A 15,615-nucleotide genomic window follows, 5' to 3' on the forward strand; every position below is an offset into this window, starting at 1 on the left:
TGTGAACGAGGAGTGGACCGTGCAGGCGTGGACCGTGGTGGTCGCGCTCCTCGTGCTGCTCACCCTCGCCGGCGCCTTCCTGGTGACGGTGGTGCGGGGCCGCAGGCGAGCCGCCGGCGACCGGGCGACCGCCCGCGCCGAGACCGCCGCCCTGCGCGCGCGGCTCGACGCCCTCGAGCGTCGCACCTCGGCGCCCGTCGCCACGGTGACCTCGGACGACGAGCGCGACTACGTCATCACCCGCATCGGGTCCGAGGACGAGCAGACCGAGCGACGTCCTGTGTCCCGGGTCGACGCCCCGCTCTTCGCCGACCTGGTCCTGCGCGAGAGCGTCGTCCAGGCCGCCTCGTTGGCTGCCGGGCTCCGCCGCGCGCTGGCTCCCGAGACCCGCAACCGGATCCGCTTCGAGATGAGGCGGGAGGTCAAACGGGCCCGCAAGCAGCGGCGCACCGACCTGCGCGACGCCCGCCGCGACTGGGAGGCACGGCAACGCGCCGGCGCGTTCGACGAGGGCTCCGCCGCATGAGCCGCGGCCTCTGGTTCGTCGCCGGGGCCGGGGCCGGGGTCTATGCCATGGTCCGTGGTCGCCGCGCCGCCGAAGCCCTCTCCGTCGACGGACTGCGCGACCGCGTCGGTGCCGCCGTCGTGGGCGCCCGGATGTTCCGCGACGAGGTGGCCCAGGGCAAGGCCGATGCCGAAACCGACTTGCGTCAGCGCACCGGGCTCGGGCCTCCTGGACCACGACAGCTCGGGGTCTCGACAGGCTCGACCAACGAGAAGGTCGCCTCGACCAACGAGAAGCTCGCCCCGACCAACGAGTTCACCCAAGACAAGGAAGGCACCACCTGATGGACACCGCGGAGATCCGCCGACGGTTCGTGGCCCACTTCGAGGCCGCCGGACACACCGTGGTGCCCTCGGCGTCGCTGCTCGCCGACGACCCCAACCTGCTCTTCGTGCCGGCCGGCATGGTGCCGTTCAAGCCCTTCTTCCTGGGCCAGGAGACGCCGCCCTACACCCGGGCGACCAGCATCCAGAAGTGCGTGCGCACGCCCGACATCGAGGACGTCGGCAAGACCACGCGCCACGGCACGTTCTTCGAGATGTGCGGCAACTTCTCCTTCGGTGACTACTTCAAGGAGGGCGCGATCGAGCTGGCCTGGGAGCTGCTCACCAAGCCCGTCGAGGACGGCGGCTACGGGCTCGACGAGTCCCGGCTCTACCCCTCGGTCCTCGTCGGCGACGACGAGGCCATCGGCTACTGGATGAAGGCCACCGGTCTGCCGCGCGAGCGCATCGTCCAGCTCGGCAACAAGGAGAACTACTGGTCGATGGGGGTCCCGGGCCCGGGTGGTCCGTGCTCGGAGATCCTCTACGACCGCGGCCCCGAGTGGGGCCCCGACTTCGACGTGGCGACGCTCGGTCCGGACATGCCGTTCGAGCTCGAGGACCGGCTCCTGGAGATCTGGAACCTCGTCTTCATGCAGGACGAGCTCTCCGCGGTGCGCTCCAAGGAGGACTTCGACATCTCCGGCTCGCTGCCGAAGAAGAACATCGACACCGGCATGGGACTGGACCGTGTCGCCCTGCTGCTCCAAGGCAAGAAGAACATGTACGAGATCGACGTCGTCTACCCCGTGATCGCCAAGGCCGAGGAGCTCACCGGCAAGCGCTACGGTGACGACGCCCAGGACGACGTGCGCTTCCGCGTGGTCGCCGACCACGTCCGCTCCTCGATGATGCTGATCGGCGACGGGGTGACCCCGGGCAACGACGGCCGCGGCTACGTCCTGCGTCGCCTGCTGCGTCGGGCGGTCCGGTCCATGCGCCTGCTCGGGTGCGAGGACCGCGTGCTCCCGGAGCTGATGCCGGTCTCCCGGGACAAGATGGGGGAGACCTACGACAACCTCGTCTCCGACTGGCCGCGCATCTCCCAGGTCGCCTTCGCCGAGGAGGACGCCTTCCGCAAGACGCTCCAGGCCGGGACCCAGATCTTCGACCAGGCCGCCGGCGAGGTGCGCTCCGGCGGGTCCACGGTCCTGCCCGGTGACCGTGCCTTCGCGCTGCACGACACCTTCGGCTTCCCGATCGACCTGACCCTCGAGATGGCCTCCGAGGCCGGGCTGACGGTGGACGAGGCCGGCTTCCGCGCGCTCATGGTCGAGCAGCGCGAGCGTGCGAAGGCCGACGCCCGCGCCAAGAAGGGCTCCCACAGCGACACCGGTGTCTACCGCGGGATCCTCGACGAGTTCGGCCCCACCGAGTGGCTGGCCTACGAGACCCTCGAGACCGAGTCCCGACCGCTCGCCCTGCTGCGGGAGGGCGTCGCCGTCCCCGCCCTGGCGCCGGGCGAGATCGGCGAGCTGGTGCTCGACCGCACCCCGTTCTACGCCGAGTCCGGCGGCCAGGTGGCCGACGCCGGCGTGATCGACTTCGACGGGGGTCAGCTCGAGGTCATCGACGTCCAGCGACCCATCAAGGGCCTGGTGGTCCACCAGGTGCGTGTCCTCGACGGCGAGCTGGGCGCGAGCGACGCCAAGGCGCTGCTCCACGCCCGGGTCGACCCCGAGTGGCGCCTCGGCGCCCGTCAGGCCCACTCCGGCACCCACGTCGTGCACGCCGCGCTGCGCGAGGTGCTCGGACCACGCGCGCTGCAGTCCGGCTCCTACAACCGCCCGGGCTACCTGCGCCTCGACTTCGGCTGGACGACCGGCCTGAGCCCCGAGCAGGTCCGCGACATCGAGCAGGTGTCCAACAACGCGCTGCGCGCCGACCTCGCCGTCGGGGCCGACTACATGACGCTCGAGCAGGCCAAGGAGTGGGGCGCGATCGCGCTCTTCGGCGAGACCTACGACAACACCAAGGTGCGGGTCGTCGAGATCGGCGGACCCTGGTCGCGCGAGCTGTGCGGTGGCACGCACGTGTCGCACTCCTCGCAGATCGGCACGATCGTCGTCACCGGCGAGGCCTCGGTCGGCTCCGGCAACCGGCGCATCGAGGCCTTCACGGGCGTCGAGGGCTTCGCCTATCTCGCCCGCGAGCGTGACGTCGTGGGCCAGCTGACCGGCTTGCTCAAGACCCAGCCCGACGACCTCGTCGGCCGGGTCGGTGACCTCGTCGAGCGCCTGCGCCAGGCCGAGAAGGAGATCGAGAAGGGTCGGGTGGCCCAGCTGCTCGCCGGTGCCGGTCAGCTCGCCTCGTCCGCCACCCGCGTCGGAGACGTCGCCGTCGTCGCCCAGCGCGCCGACGGCGCCAGCGGTGGGGACGTGCGCACGCTCGCGCTCGACGTCCGCAGCCGGATGAGCGCTGCCGAGCCGGGGGTCGTGGTGATCGTCGGCGGCGCCGAGGGCAAGGTCGCCGTGGTCGCCGCGCTCAACGACGAGGCGCGCGCCCGCGGTCTCTCCGCCAACGACCTGGTCCGCGCGGTCGGCGGCCTCCTGGGCGGCAAGGGCGGTGGCAAGGACGACGTCGCGCAGGGTGGCGGCACCGACGCCTCCCGCATCGACGAGGCACTCGCCCTGGTCCTGGCCGAGGTGGCCCGCGCCTGATGCGCCACGGCGTACGGCTCGGCATCGACCCGGGGGATGCCCGGATCGGGGTGGCCCGCAGCGACCCCACGGGCTACCTCGCCACCCCCGTCGAGACCGTGCGACGAGGCAAGGGCGACCTGCGCCGGTTGCAGGCGATCCTGGCCGAGGAGGAGGCCGTCGAGGTGGTCGTCGGGCTGCCCCGGTCGCTCTCGGGGCGGGAGGGACCCGCGGCCGAGAAGGTGCGCGTCTTCGCGGGTGCCCTGGCGCGTCGCGTCGCGCCCGTGCCCGTGCGACTGGTCGACGAGCGACTGACCACCGTGTCGGCGGAGGCTATGCTGCGCGACCGTGGCAAGAAGGGCGGAAAACGACGAGCCGTCGTGGACCAGGCCGCCGCCGTACTGATCCTGCAGCACGCACTGGATACCGAACGCGCCACCGGGATGGCGCCGGGTGAGATCGTGGAGGAGACCCATGAGTGACCCAACGCCGGAGCCGGTGCTGGACGAGCACGACCCGCACGACCCCCACGAGGGCAGCGTCATCCCGGTCTCGAGCACCGGAGGATCACGCCGACGCACGCGTCGCGGCCGCGGCTGCGTGCCGGTCCTGATCGTGCTCGCCGTCCTCGGGGGCCTGCTCTACGTCGGGGTGACCAAGGGTGTCGAGGTCATCAAGGACCAGTTCAGCGAGGCCGAGGACTTCGCCGGCCCCGGGCGCGGCAAGGTCAACTTCGAGGTCGAGCCGGGGGACACCTCCACCGACATCGGTCGCAACCTCAAGGACCAGGGCGTCGTCGCCTCGGTCGACGCCTTCGTGGCCGCCGCCAGCGGCGAGCCGAAGGCCGGGGGCATCCAGGTCGGCTTCTACCCGCTCAAGAAGGAGATGTCGGCCGAGCAGGCGCTCCAGGTGCTGGTCGACCCCGCCAACATCATCTCCAACGCGATCACGTTCCCCGAGGGGCTGCGGGTCGTCGACATCCTCGACATCCTCGTCGACAAGACCGACTTCACGCGCCGCGACTTCCAGAAGGTCCTCGACAACCCGGGCCCGCTCGGCCTGCCCGACTACGCCGAGGGCAACGCCGAGGGCTACCTCTTCCCCTCGACCTACGGCTTCGGGCCCAACGAGACGCCCGAGTCGATGCTCACGGCCATGGTCGACCGCTGGAAGCAGGCGGCCGACGACGCCGGTCTCGAGGACGCGGCGGCGGCCCTCGACCTGTCGCCGCACGAGCTGATGACGGTCGCCAGCCTGGTCGAGGCCGAGGGGCGCGGCGACGACATGCCCAAGATCTCCCGCGTCATCTACAACCGGCTCGACGACGTCACCGGTCCCACGATCGGTCGCCTCCAGATCGACGCGACGGTCAACTACGCGCTGGGTCGTGAGCTCGTGGCGATCCCGACCCTCGACGACCTCGAGGTCGACTCGCCCTACAACACCTACGCCAACGCGGGCCTCCCGCCGGGACCGATCGAGGCGCCCGGTGACGCCGCCATCCAGGCGGCCAGCAACCCGGCCGACGGTGACTGGCTCTTCTACGTGACGGTCAACCTCGAGACCGGGGAGACCAAGTTCACCGAGAGCTACGACGAGTTCCTGGCGTTCAAGGACGAGCTGCGCGACTACTGCGCCACGCAGTCCGACCGCTGCTGATGAGGTGCCGGGCGTGAGATGTGCGGTCCTGGGCGACCCGATCGCGCACTCGCTGTCACCGGTGCTGCACCGGGCCGGCTATGCGGCGGTCGGGCTCGACTGGACCTACGACGCGATCCAGGTCCCCTCGGGTGGCCTCGGTGAGCTCCTGGCGACGACGGACGGCACGTGGCGGGGACTCTCGCTGACCATGCCGCTCAAGCGCGAGGCGATGCCGCTGGCCGACGAGGTCACGGCACGCGCCGCGCTGGTGGGTGCCGCCAACACCCTGCTGCTGGTGGACGGGCAGGTCCGGGCCGACAACACCGACCTGCCGGGGGCGGCGGCCGCCGTCCGTGAGCAGTACGACGGGCCCGTCCGCTCGGCGAGCATCCTCGGCGCGGGTGCCACGGCAGCCTCCACGGGGCTGGCGCTCTGCGACCTGGGCGCCACCACGATCACCCTCCTGGCGCGCTCGGCCGAGCGGGCCCGTGAGACAGCGGACGCGATCGCGCGGCACCCGTCCGCTCCGACCGTCCAGGTCGGCTCGCTCGACGACGTGCCGACCGGCGACATCATGGTCAGCACGGTCCCGGCGACCGCCCAGAGCGAGGCGCTGGTCGCCCGGTGCGCGGAGGTCCCCGTGGTCTTCGAGGTGCTCTACGACCCGTGGCCCACGCCGCTGGCCGCCAGCGTGCAGGCCGACGGCCGGGTGCTGGTCGGCGGGCTGGACCTGCTGGTGCACCAGGCCGCCCTCCAGTTCGAGATCTTCACCGGGCTGTCGGCGCCGCTCGCCGTGATGCGGGCCGCCGGTGAGGTCGTGCTGGCCGAGCGGCGTCCCGCGTGAGCGAGGACCCGGCCGGGCTGCTGCTCGGCCTCGTGCTCTGCGGCCTCGCCGGGCTGTTCGTCCCGCACCTGATCGACCGGGTGCCGGAGCCGACGCCCGATCCCGAGCGCGCCACCGACCCGGACCAGACGACCAAGGAGCCCTACGCGGCGATCGCCGCGCTGCCCGGCCTCGCGTGGAGGGCCGCGGTCGCGTCGGCGCTCGCCGGGGCCCTCGTCGGCGCCGCGGTCGGGCCGACGTGGTCGCTGCTGTTCCTCCTCCCGCTGGTGCCCGTCGGCGTGGCGCTGGCGGTCATCGACTGGCGCACGATGCTCCTGCCCACGCGCATCGTCGCGCCGTCGTACGTCCTGGTGGTGGCGCTGGTCGTCGTGGCCGTGGCCCTGGGCGGTGACGTCGACGACCTGGTCCGGGCCGGGTGGGGCTGGGTGGTCTACGGCGGGTCGTTCTTCGTGCTCTGGTTCATCCACCCGCGCGGGCTGGGCTACGGCGACGTGCGGCTCGCGGGCGTGCTCGGCATCGCGCTGGGCCACCTCGGCTGGGGCGAGCTGCTCGTGGGCCTCTATGCCGGCTTCCTGCTCGGCGGCGTCGGGGGAGGCCTGCTGTCGGTGCTGCGGATCGTGGAGCGCCGGGCCTTCCCGTTCGGCCCGTTCATGCTGGTCGGGGCACTCGTGGGCATCGTCGTGGGAGCCCCGGTGCTGGACGCCGTCTTCGGCGGGAGTCTCGTCGGGGGATGACCGGCGTCGCGTCCGTGGGGGTCAATGGAAGACTGACCCCATGTTGCGTTGGCTCACTGCGGGCGAGTCCCACGGCCCGTCCCTGGTCGCGATCCTCGAAGGGCTGCCTGCTCACGTGCGGGTGACCACCGAGGACATCGGCGACTCCCTGGCCCGTCGACGTCTCGGCTACGGCCGCGGCGCCCGGATGAAGTTCGAGCGGGACGAGGTCACCATCACCGGTGGCGTCCGGCACGGGCTCACCCAAGGTGGCCCGGTGGCGCTGCAGGTGGGCAACACCGAGTGGCCCAAGTGGGAGCGGGTCATGGCGGCCGACCCGGTCGACGCCGAGGAGCTCGAGTCCCTCGCGCGCAACGCGCCCCTGACCCGGCCGCGTCCGGGCCACGCCGACCTGGCGGGCATGCAGAAGTACGACTTCGCCGACTCCCGCCCGATCCTCGAGCGCGCCTCGGCCCGCGAGACCGCCGCCCGCGTGGCGCTGGGTCGCGTGGCCAGCAACTTCCTCGAGCAGGCCGTGGGCGCGCGCATCGTCTCCCACGTCATCGAGCTCGGTGGCGTCCGCGCCCCCGACGGCCTGTGGCCCGAGGCCGACGACGTCCAGCGTCTCGACGACGACGAGGTCCGCTGCCTCGACCCCGAGACGTCCGCCGCGATGGTGGCCGCGATCGACCAGGCCCACAAGGACGGCGACACCCTGGGCGGTGTCGTCGAGGTCGTCGTGCACGGACTCCCGCCTGGCCTCGGGTCCCACGTGCACTGGGACCGCCGGCTCGACTCCCGTCTGGCCGGTGCCCTGATGGGCATCCAGGCCATCAAGGGCGTCGAGGTCGGCGACGGCTTCGCGCTCGCCGCGACCCCCGGCTCGCTGGCCCACGACGAGATCGTCCCGACCGAGGACGGCATCCGCCGCACGTCGGGCCGCTCCGGCGGCACCGAGGGCGGCATGACCACCGGCGAGGTGCTCCGGGTGCGGGCCGCGATGAAGCCCATCGCGACCGTCCCGCGCGCGCTGCGCACCGTCGACGTCAGCACCGGCGAGGCCGCGGTGGCGCACCACCAGCGCTCCGACGTGTGTGCCGTGCCGGCCGCGGGGATCGTCGCCGAGGCGATGGTCGCGCTCGTCCTGGCCGACGCGGTCGTCGAGAAGTTCGGTGGCGACTCCGTGCAGGAGACCAAGCGCAACGCCGAGAGCTACCTGGCCCACCTGAGGTACCGATGACCCTCGCCGTGATCGTCGGCCCCATGGGCGCCGGCAAGTCCACCGTCGGCGCGCTCCTCGCCGAGTCGCTCGGCGTCCTCGCGCGCGACACCGACACCGACGTGGAGCGCATCGAGGGTCGCTCGATCTCCGACATCTTCGTCGACTCCGGGGAGCAGCACTTCCGCGTCCTGGAGAAGGCCGCGGTCGCCGATGCCCTCGCCAGCCACGACGGCGTGCTGTCGTTGGGTGGGGGAGCCGTGCTCGACCCCGACACCCAGGCCCTGCTGACCGGTCACCGCGTGGTGTTCCTCCGCGTCGGTCTCGCCGAGGCGGTCAAGCGGGTCGGCCTCGGCACCGGCCGTCCGCTGCTCCTCGGCAACGTCCGCGCCCGCATCAAGGCCGTGCTCGACGAGCGGGCGCCGGTCTACGAGTCGCTCGCGGACATCACCGTCGACACCGACGGACGCACCCCGGCGGAGATCGCCGACGAGGTGCGCCGGGCCCTCGAGCAGGTGACCCAGCCGTGAGCGCCCCCAGCGTGCTCCACGTCGGCGGCGCCTCGCCGTACGACGTCGTGGTGGGTGCGGGCGTCACCGACCGTCTCGCCGGCATGCTCGGCAGCTCGGTGCAGCGGATCGCCTTCCTCTACGCCGGACCGCTCGGCGAGATCGCGCAGCCGGTGGTCGACGCCCTGCGGGCCGACTACGACGTGCTCGCCCTCGGGCTGCCGGACGGCGAGGCCACCAAGACGGCCGCGGTCGCCAACGACTGCTGGGAGGCACTCGGGGCCGCCGGCTTCACGCGCTCCGACGCCGTCGTCACCTTCGGGGGCGGCGCCACCACCGACCTCGGGGGATTCGTCGCGGCCAGCTGGCTGCGCGGCGTGCGGGTCGTCCACGTGCCCACGACCCTGCTCGCGATGGTCGACGCCGCCGTCGGCGGCAAGACCGGCATCAACACCGGCGCCGGCAAGAACCTCGTCGGGGCCTTCCACGAGCCGGCCGGCGTGCTGTGCGACCTCACGCTGCTCGAGACGTTGCCGCACGACGAGCTGGTCGCGGGGCTGGGCGAGGTCGTCAAGTGCGGCTTCATCGCCGACCCCGAGATCCTGCGGTTGGTGGAGACGACCGACCCGGACGCCCTCACCGCGGGCTCGGCGGTGCTGCGTGAGCTCGTCGAGCGCGCGATCCAGGTCAAGATCGACGTCGTGGTCGACGATCTCAAGGAGACCGGGGGAGCCGACGGTCACCCCGGACGTGAGGCCCTCAACTACGGCCACACCCTGGCCCACGCGATCGAGCGTGCCGAGGACTACGCCATCCGTCACGGTGAGGCGGTCGCGATCGGCTGCGTCTTCGTCGCCGAGCTGGCAGGACGGGTGGGGCGCCTCGCTCCTGAGGTCGTCGCGCGGCACCACACCGCCTTCGCGCGGGTGGGCCTGCCCACGACCTACAGCGGCGCCGACTTCGACGAGCTCCACGCCGCCATGCGGGTCGACAAGAAGGCCCGCGGCTCCCAGCTGCGCTTCGTCGTCCTCGACGAGCTGGCCCGACCGGGCGTCCTCGCCGGTCCGTCCGACGACGACCTCCGCGCGGCCTACGACGTCATCACCGGTGGCCGACGATGACCACCGCCCGCAGGGTCCTGGTCCTCAACGGCCCCAACCTGGGCCGGCTCGGCCGTCGTCAGCCGGAGGTCTACGGCACGACCACCCACGCCGAGCTCGCCCACCTGTGCGTCACCTGGGGCGCCGACCTCGGCCTCGAGGTCGAGGTCCGGCAGACCAACCACGAGGGCGAGCTCCTGGACTGGCTCAACGAGGCCGCCGACGACACCACCCCGGTGGTCCTCAACGCTGCCGCGTGGACGCACTACTCCTGGGCGGTCTTCGACGCGTGCGCCCAGCTGACCGCGCCCCTGGTCGAGGTGCACATCTCCGACCCCGCCCAGCGACCCGAGGTGTTCCGCCACACCTCCGTCGTCACCCCCCACGCGGTCCGGGTGATCGCCGGTCACGGCATCGACGGCTACCGGCTGGCGCTCGAGGAGATCGGTCGCCCCGCGACCTAGTCGGGCAGGCACGTCGGCCCGGACGCCACACCACGCCGGCCGAGCACGGGGCTCGACCGGCGTGGGTGGTTGGGGGGCTCGGTGGTGCTAGGGCAAGGCGGCCCACTGACTGCGGAGGGTGGTCATCTTCGGAGACTAGGACCGTCACGACGGCGCGGACCGACGGTCTGGACCACCTGGCCGGAACCCCTCCCGATGCGCTGGCGTCCAAGCGCGCAACCGACGCTCGGAGGATCCCGTGGACACGACCGCTGACACGATCGATGACAAGACCCCTGACAGGACCCCTGACAAGACCATCGCCCTGAGCACGACCGGACTCCTGGTGGCGGCGCTCGCCGTGCTGGCTCTCGTCGTCGCCTACCTGCTCGGCGGGTCGGGGGGCACCCCGGTCGCGCAGGCGGTCACACCCGTCCCGACGGCCGAGGGCGCCGACGCCGCTCCACGCACCTTGACCATGTCCGGGGTGGGCGAGGCGACCGCCGTGCCCGACCAGGTGACCTTCGACCTGTCGGTCCGGATGAAGCGCCCCGAGCTCGACGAGGCGCTCGACGCCGCCAGCCGCACCATGACGCGGGTGCTGGCGGCCCTCGAGGCGGAGGGGGTGGAGCGCAAGGACGTGCAGACCACCGGGCTGGAGATGTACCCCGTCTACGACTACCCGCGCTACTCACCCCCCGTGCTCACCGGCTACCGGGTGACCCAGCGGGCAGCGGTGCTCGTCCGGGAGCTGCGCTCGGCCGGCGGAGCGGTCAGCGCCGCGATCGACGCCGGTGGCAACGCTGCCCGGGTCGGCGACATCGCGCTCAAGATCGGTGATCCCGAGGCCGCTCTCGGCAAGGCCCGGCGCCTCGCGGTCGAGGAGGCCACCCTCAAGGCGCAGGAGTACGCCGAGGCGACCGGTCAGGAGCTCGGCGCGGTGATGACGCTGCGTGAGGTCGAGGCGACGTCGCTCAGCGCCATCGACGAGCGTCCACTGGCCTATGAGATGGCCGCGGCCTTCCGTTCCTCGGCCGACTCCGCGCCGCTGCCGGTCAGTGCTGGGCGGGCCGACCTCGGGGTCACGGTGCAGGTCGTCTGGGAGCTGGCCGCCTGACCAGCCACCGGGTGGTGGCGCATTCGGTGGCGGAGGCGAGCGCGGCTAGACTCGTGCGCTGTTGCCCGCGACGTACCGGGTGATGCTGGACCCCCCTCAGACACGAAGGCTGACTCGCGCGCATGGCATCGACCAACGACCTCAAGAACGGCATGGTTCTCAACATCGACGGTCAGCTGTGGGCTGTCGTGGACTTCCAGCACGTCAAGCCCGGCAAGGGCCCGGCCTTCGTGCGGACCAAGCTCCGCAACGTCGAGTCCGGCAAGAACGTCGACAAGACCTTCAACGCCGGCACGAAGGTCGACACCGCCACGGTCGATCGCCGCACCATGCAGTACCTCTACAACGACGGCACGTCGTTCGTCTTCATGGACACCGGCTCCTACGAGCAGACCGAGGTCAGCCCCGAGGTCCTCGGTGACGGCGCCAACTTCCTCCTCGAGAACCAGGACGCGATCGTCGCGACCAACGAGGGCCGGGTGCTGTTCGTCGAGCTCCCCGCCTCCGTCGAGCTGGTCATCACCTTCACCGAGCCCGGCCTCGCCGGTGACAGCGCCACCGGCCGCACCAAGCCCGCGACGCTGGAGACGGGCCACGAGATCCAGGTCCCGCTGTTCATCAACCAGGGCGAGAAGGTCAAGGTCGACACCCGCGACTCCTCCTACCTGGGCCGCGTCAAGTCCTGATGGGCGCTCGCTCCAAGGCCCGCAAGCGCGCGCTCGACGTCCTTTACGCCTCCGAGATGCGGGGGGAGTCACCCAACGACGCCCTCGACCGGCTGATCACCGACGGGGAGGCGCCCAACAACGCCTACACCGTGACGCTGGTGCGGGGCGTGGTGGAGCACCAGGTCGAGATCGACGGGCTGCTCGCCTCCTTCGCCGAGGGGTGGACCCTCGACCGGATGCCGGCCGTCGACCGCAACGTGCTGCGCATCGGCGTCTGGGAGCTGCTGCACGCCGAGGACGTGCCCGACACCGTGGCCGTCTCCGAGGCCATGGCGCTGGTGCGCGACCTCTCGACCGACGACTCACCGCCGTTCGTCAACGGCATCCTGGGCGCGATCCAGCGCTCGAAGACCGCGCCTGCCTGAATGCCTGACATGATCGCCTGATGAACTCGGTCGACAGCCAGGACGCGGTGGACACCGCCGGACGCATCGGACTCATCGCCTACGGCGTCGTCCACCTTCTTGTCGGGTGGTTGGCCCTCCAGCTCGCCTTCGGCGACAGCTCGGGGTCCGCCTCCAGCAGCGGGGCGATCCAGCAGCTGTCCACCACGCCGATGGGCGGTTTCTCGGTGTGGGTGGTCGCGATCGGGATGTTCCTGCTCGCTCTATGGCGCCTCGAGGACGGCTTCCTCGGCCGGCGCCACGAGGACTCCTCCGACCGCGTCAAGGCCGGCGTCACCGCCGGGTTCAAGGCCGTCCTCTACGTCGCGGTCGGCATCAGCGCCCTCAAGGTCGCCCTCGGCTCGGGCTCCTCCGGTGGCGGCGGGTCAGACACGATGACGGCCAAGGCGATGGACCTGCCGGGTGGTCAGCTGCTCGTCGGCGCCGTCGGGCTGGGGATCATCGCCTACGGCGGGCGCCTGGTGTGGATCGCGTGGACCGAGTCGTTCATGAAGAAGATCGACGGCAAGGACACCAGTGGCAACACGGGGTCTGCCTTCAAGTGGCTCGGCAAGGCCGGCTACGCCGCGAAGGGCGTCTCCATCGGCGTCATCGGGGCGCTGTTCGTCTACGCCGCCGCCACGCACGAGGCCAAGAAGTCCGGCGGCCTCGACCAGGCGCTCCACGAGATCCTCCAGCAGCCCTTCGGGCCGGTCCTCCTGACGCTGGTCGCGCTCGGCATCGGCGCCTACGGCCTCTTCGCCTTCGCCCGCGCCAAGCAGCACTCCCCGGACTGACCGCAGCCCCCGACGAGTCCCTGTCCCGCTCCTTGGCCGGCGTGCGAGGCTGAGCCCATGAGCGCCAAGGACGTCGACGTCGTCGTGATCGGGCTGGGACCGGGCGGCGAGTACGCCGCACAGAAGCTCGCCGAGGCCGGCCTGCGGGTGGTCGGGGTGGAGCAGGGCCTGGTGGGCGGGGAGTGCCCGTTCTACGGCTGCATCCCCTCCAAGATCATGATCCGCGCCGCGGACACGCTGGCCGAGGCGCGACGGGCGCCGCTGCTGGGCGGGCCGACCGAGGTCACCCCGGACTGGAGCCTGGTCGCGCGGCGCATCGACAAGCAGGCCACCAACCACTGGAACGACGACTCCCACGCCGATCGACTCGTCGAGGCCGGGGTCGAGATCGTCCGCGGCCGTGGCCGGCTCGACGGCCCCGGCCGGGTCCTGGTCGACGGCGCCGACGGAGCCACGCACGAGCTGGTCGCCCGACGTGGGGTGATCCTCAACGCCGGCACGATGCCGGCCACCCTGCCGATCGACGGCCTCGCCGACACGCCGTACTGGACGAACCGCGAGGTCGTGAAGGTCACCGAGCTGCCCGACAGCCTGGTGGTCATCGGCGGTGGCCCGATCGGCTGCGAGCTCACGCAGGCCTTCGCGCGCTACGGCGTCCAGGTCACGCTCCTCGAGGTCGCCGACCGGATCCTCGGTCCCGAGGAGCCCGAGAGCAGCGAGGTCATCCACGGGGTGCTCGAGGGCGAGGGCGTCACGATCCGCACGGGGGTGAAGATCGGCAACGTCAGCCACGACGGGCGCTTCCACGTCGACCTGGGCGACGAGGTCGTCAGCGCCGACCAGCTCCTCGTCGCGGCCGGTCGTCGGACGTTGCTGACCGGCATCGGGCTGGAGACCGTGGGCCTGGCCGACGACCTCAAGGTCATCGAGACCGACGAGCGGATGCGTGCGGGGGAGCGTCTCTGGGCGGTGGGTGACGCGACCGGCAAGGGTGCCTTCACCCACGTCTCGATGTATCAGGGTGCCGTCGCCGTGCGCGACATCCTCGGCGAGGACGGGCCCTGGGCCGACTACCGCGCGGTCAGCCGGGTGACCTTCACCGACCCCGAGGTCGGCTCGGTCGGGATGTCGGAGAAGCAGGCGCGCGACGCCGGTCTGCAGGTCGTGGTGAGCGTGGCCGACATCCCCGAGTCGAGCCGGGGCTGGATCCACCAGGTCGGCAACGAGGGCATCATCAAGCTGGTCGCCGACGCCGAGCGCGGGGTCCTCGTGGGTGCCTCGTCGGTGTCGCCCGCCGGGGGAGAGGTGCTCGGGCTGCTCGCAGCGGCCGTGCACGCCGAGATCCCGGTCTCCACGCTGCGCACCATGCACTTCGCCTACCCGACCTTCCACCGCACGATCGAGGTCGCGCTCGCCGGTCTGGAGTCCTGAGGCGGGTGCCGACCGGCCTTCCCCGGCTGGGGTTTGAGTCGTCCGTGCCTGGACAGACTTGGCGCAGGCGCATGCCCTACGCCGCCCCCGCTGTCCCTGGCTCGGACGAGAAGGAATGTCATGACCCAGCACCCCCGCGACCCCGCGCACGCCCCCGACGAGCACGTGTCCGACACCAGCGACCGGCTCTACACACCCGAGGAGCTGCACGCCTACGGCGAGCGACTGGCCACCCCGGGCGCCTCCGTCCCGCCCGCTCCTCCTCGGCGACCGGACCCGTTGAGCGACCCGCTGACGGACCCGCTGCCCGGTCAGCCCGTTGCTCCGTCCGAGCACCCGAGCCCGCCGGTGGCGCAGGCGCCGCCGAGCCCGGCTCCCTTCGCGCCGCCGCCGGCCCCGGGCACCGGGCCCACCGGACCGCCGCCGGCCGCCCCTCCGTTCGCGCCGCCCAGCACGGCTCCCGCACCGGTCGCCCCGGTCCCGGCGCCGATGCCGGCTGCACCCGCACCTGCCCCTGCCCCTGCCCCTGCCCCTGCGGGTGACGGTGACGGTGAAGCGGAGGTGCGGCGCTTCATGACCGCCACCGACTTCCTCGACCGCCGTGACAGCGAGAAGGAGAGCGGCCCCGCGTCGTGGGGCTGGCGTGGCAAGGTGCGTCGCTGGAGCGGCGGGCTGGTGCAGCCCAAGATGGGTCCCAAGGAGCTGGAGTACGAAGGCCACCGGTCCGCGATCCAGCGCGACTTCGACGGCCCGCGCACGATCGCGTTCATCAACCCCAAGGGCGGCGCCGCGAAGACGACCGGCGTGCTCGCCGCGGGCTACACCTTCGGCACCGTGCGTGGCGGCGGCGTCGTCGCGTGGGACAACAACGAGACGCGGGGGACCCTGGGCATCCGCGGCACGCGCAGCAACCACCGCAACACCACGCGCGAGCTGCTCGAGGACCTGGAGCGCTTCAGCGACGTCTACCAGTCGCGCATCGGCGACCTCGGCGCGTTCGTGCGCTCGCAGGGCGACGCCCACTTCGACGTCCTGGCCTCGGACGAGCGCCCCGACGTGACCGGCACGATCCGGGCCGAGGACTTCGGTGCGGTCCACCGGCTGCTCGAGCGGTTCTACCGGGTGATCCTGGTCGACACCGGCAACAACATGCGGGCGGAGAA

General features: G+C 72.1%; 17 protein-coding genes. All 17 read left to right on the forward strand.

Annotated features, from left to right (window positions below):
• The first annotated feature begins 19 nt into the window (after positions 1–19).
• Positions 20–526 carry a hypothetical protein gene (locus AAG827_RS14455; protein WP_341926786.1) on the forward strand — a complete coding sequence of 169 codons (507 nt, stop codon included), beginning with the start codon at positions 20–22 and terminating at the stop codon, positions 524–526.
• Positions 523–849: a DUF6167 family protein gene (locus tag AAG827_RS14460; protein WP_341926787.1), complete on the forward strand. Its 327-nt coding sequence runs from the start codon at positions 523–525 to the stop codon at positions 847–849. The genes AAG827_RS14455 and AAG827_RS14460 overlap by 4 nt, the downstream gene beginning before the upstream one ends.
• On the forward strand, positions 849–3,548 hold the full coding sequence (gene alaS, locus AAG827_RS14465; RefSeq protein ID WP_341926788.1) for an alanine--tRNA ligase: 2,700 nt from the start codon (positions 849–851) through the stop codon (positions 3,546–3,548). The genes AAG827_RS14460 and alaS overlap by 1 nt, the downstream gene beginning before the upstream one ends.
• Positions 3,548–4,009: a Holliday junction resolvase RuvX gene (ruvX, locus tag AAG827_RS14470; RefSeq protein ID WP_341926789.1), complete on the forward strand. Its 462-nt coding sequence runs from the start codon at positions 3,548–3,550 to the stop codon at positions 4,007–4,009. The genes alaS and ruvX overlap by 1 nt, the downstream gene beginning before the upstream one ends.
• A complete protein-coding gene (mltG, locus tag AAG827_RS14475) occupies positions 4,002–5,186 on the forward strand; it encodes an endolytic transglycosylase MltG (protein ID WP_341926790.1) in 1,185 nt (394 codons plus the stop codon). Before ruvX ends, mltG begins: the two co-directional genes overlap by 8 nt.
• 13 nt (positions 5,187–5,199) lie before the next feature.
• Positions 5,200–6,012: a shikimate dehydrogenase gene (locus tag AAG827_RS14480; RefSeq protein WP_341926791.1), complete on the forward strand. Its 813-nt coding sequence runs from the start codon at positions 5,200–5,202 to the stop codon at positions 6,010–6,012.
• Complete coding sequence (locus AAG827_RS14485) at positions 6,009–6,746, forward strand: A24 family peptidase (protein WP_341926793.1); 738 nt, start codon at positions 6,009–6,011, stop codon at positions 6,744–6,746. The genes AAG827_RS14480 and AAG827_RS14485 overlap by 4 nt, the downstream gene beginning before the upstream one ends.
• 40 nt (positions 6,747–6,786) lie before the next feature.
• Entirely contained in the window at positions 6,787–7,965 is a 1,179-nt protein-coding gene (gene aroC / locus AAG827_RS14490) for a chorismate synthase (RefSeq protein ID WP_341926794.1), read from the forward strand.
• Complete coding sequence (locus tag AAG827_RS14495; RefSeq protein ID WP_341926796.1) at positions 7,962–8,474, forward strand: shikimate kinase; 513 nt, start codon at positions 7,962–7,964, stop codon at positions 8,472–8,474. The genes aroC and AAG827_RS14495 overlap by 4 nt, the downstream gene beginning before the upstream one ends.
• Positions 8,471–9,574 (forward strand): 3-dehydroquinate synthase, encoded by a 1,104-nt coding sequence (gene aroB, locus AAG827_RS14500; RefSeq protein WP_341926797.1) that lies wholly within the window; start codon positions 8,471–8,473, stop codon positions 9,572–9,574. The genes AAG827_RS14495 and aroB overlap by 4 nt, the downstream gene beginning before the upstream one ends.
• Positions 9,571–10,017 carry a type II 3-dehydroquinate dehydratase gene (locus AAG827_RS14505; protein ID WP_341926798.1) on the forward strand — a complete coding sequence of 149 codons (447 nt, stop codon included), beginning with the start codon at positions 9,571–9,573 and terminating at the stop codon, positions 10,015–10,017. The genes aroB and AAG827_RS14505 overlap by 4 nt, the downstream gene beginning before the upstream one ends.
• Before the next feature lie 238 nt (positions 10,018–10,255).
• Positions 10,256–11,113, forward strand: coding sequence for an SIMPL domain-containing protein (locus AAG827_RS14510; protein ID WP_341926799.1), 858 nt, complete (start codon positions 10,256–10,258; stop codon positions 11,111–11,113).
• Positions 11,114–11,235: 122 nt separating this feature from the next.
• Positions 11,236–11,799, forward strand: a complete 564-nt coding sequence (gene efp / locus AAG827_RS14515; RefSeq protein ID WP_341926800.1) for an elongation factor P — start codon at positions 11,236–11,238, stop codon at positions 11,797–11,799.
• Positions 11,799–12,206, forward strand: coding sequence for a transcription antitermination factor NusB (nusB, locus tag AAG827_RS14520; protein ID WP_341926801.1), 408 nt, complete (start codon positions 11,799–11,801; stop codon positions 12,204–12,206). The genes efp and nusB overlap by 1 nt, the downstream gene beginning before the upstream one ends.
• Positions 12,207–12,226: 20 nt before the next feature.
• The gene (locus AAG827_RS14525) at positions 12,227–13,021 is read left to right on the forward strand and encodes a DUF1206 domain-containing protein (RefSeq protein ID WP_341926802.1); all 795 of its coding nucleotides are present in this window, start codon (positions 12,227–12,229) and stop codon (positions 13,019–13,021) included.
• Between the two features lie 57 nt (positions 13,022–13,078).
• Positions 13,079–14,452 (forward strand): NAD(P)/FAD-dependent oxidoreductase, encoded by a 1,374-nt coding sequence (locus AAG827_RS14530; protein ID WP_341926803.1) that lies wholly within the window; start codon positions 13,079–13,081, stop codon positions 14,450–14,452.
• 120 nt (positions 14,453–14,572) lie between these two features.
• Positions 14,573–15,615: hypothetical protein (locus AAG827_RS14535; RefSeq protein WP_341926804.1), on the forward strand; the 1,043-nt coding region annotated here is incomplete at its 3' end.

Source organism: Nocardioides psychrotolerans (genome assembly GCF_943371775.1).
Taxonomy (GTDB): domain Bacteria; phylum Actinomycetota; class Actinomycetes; order Propionibacteriales; family Nocardioidaceae; genus Nocardioides; species Nocardioides psychrotolerans_A.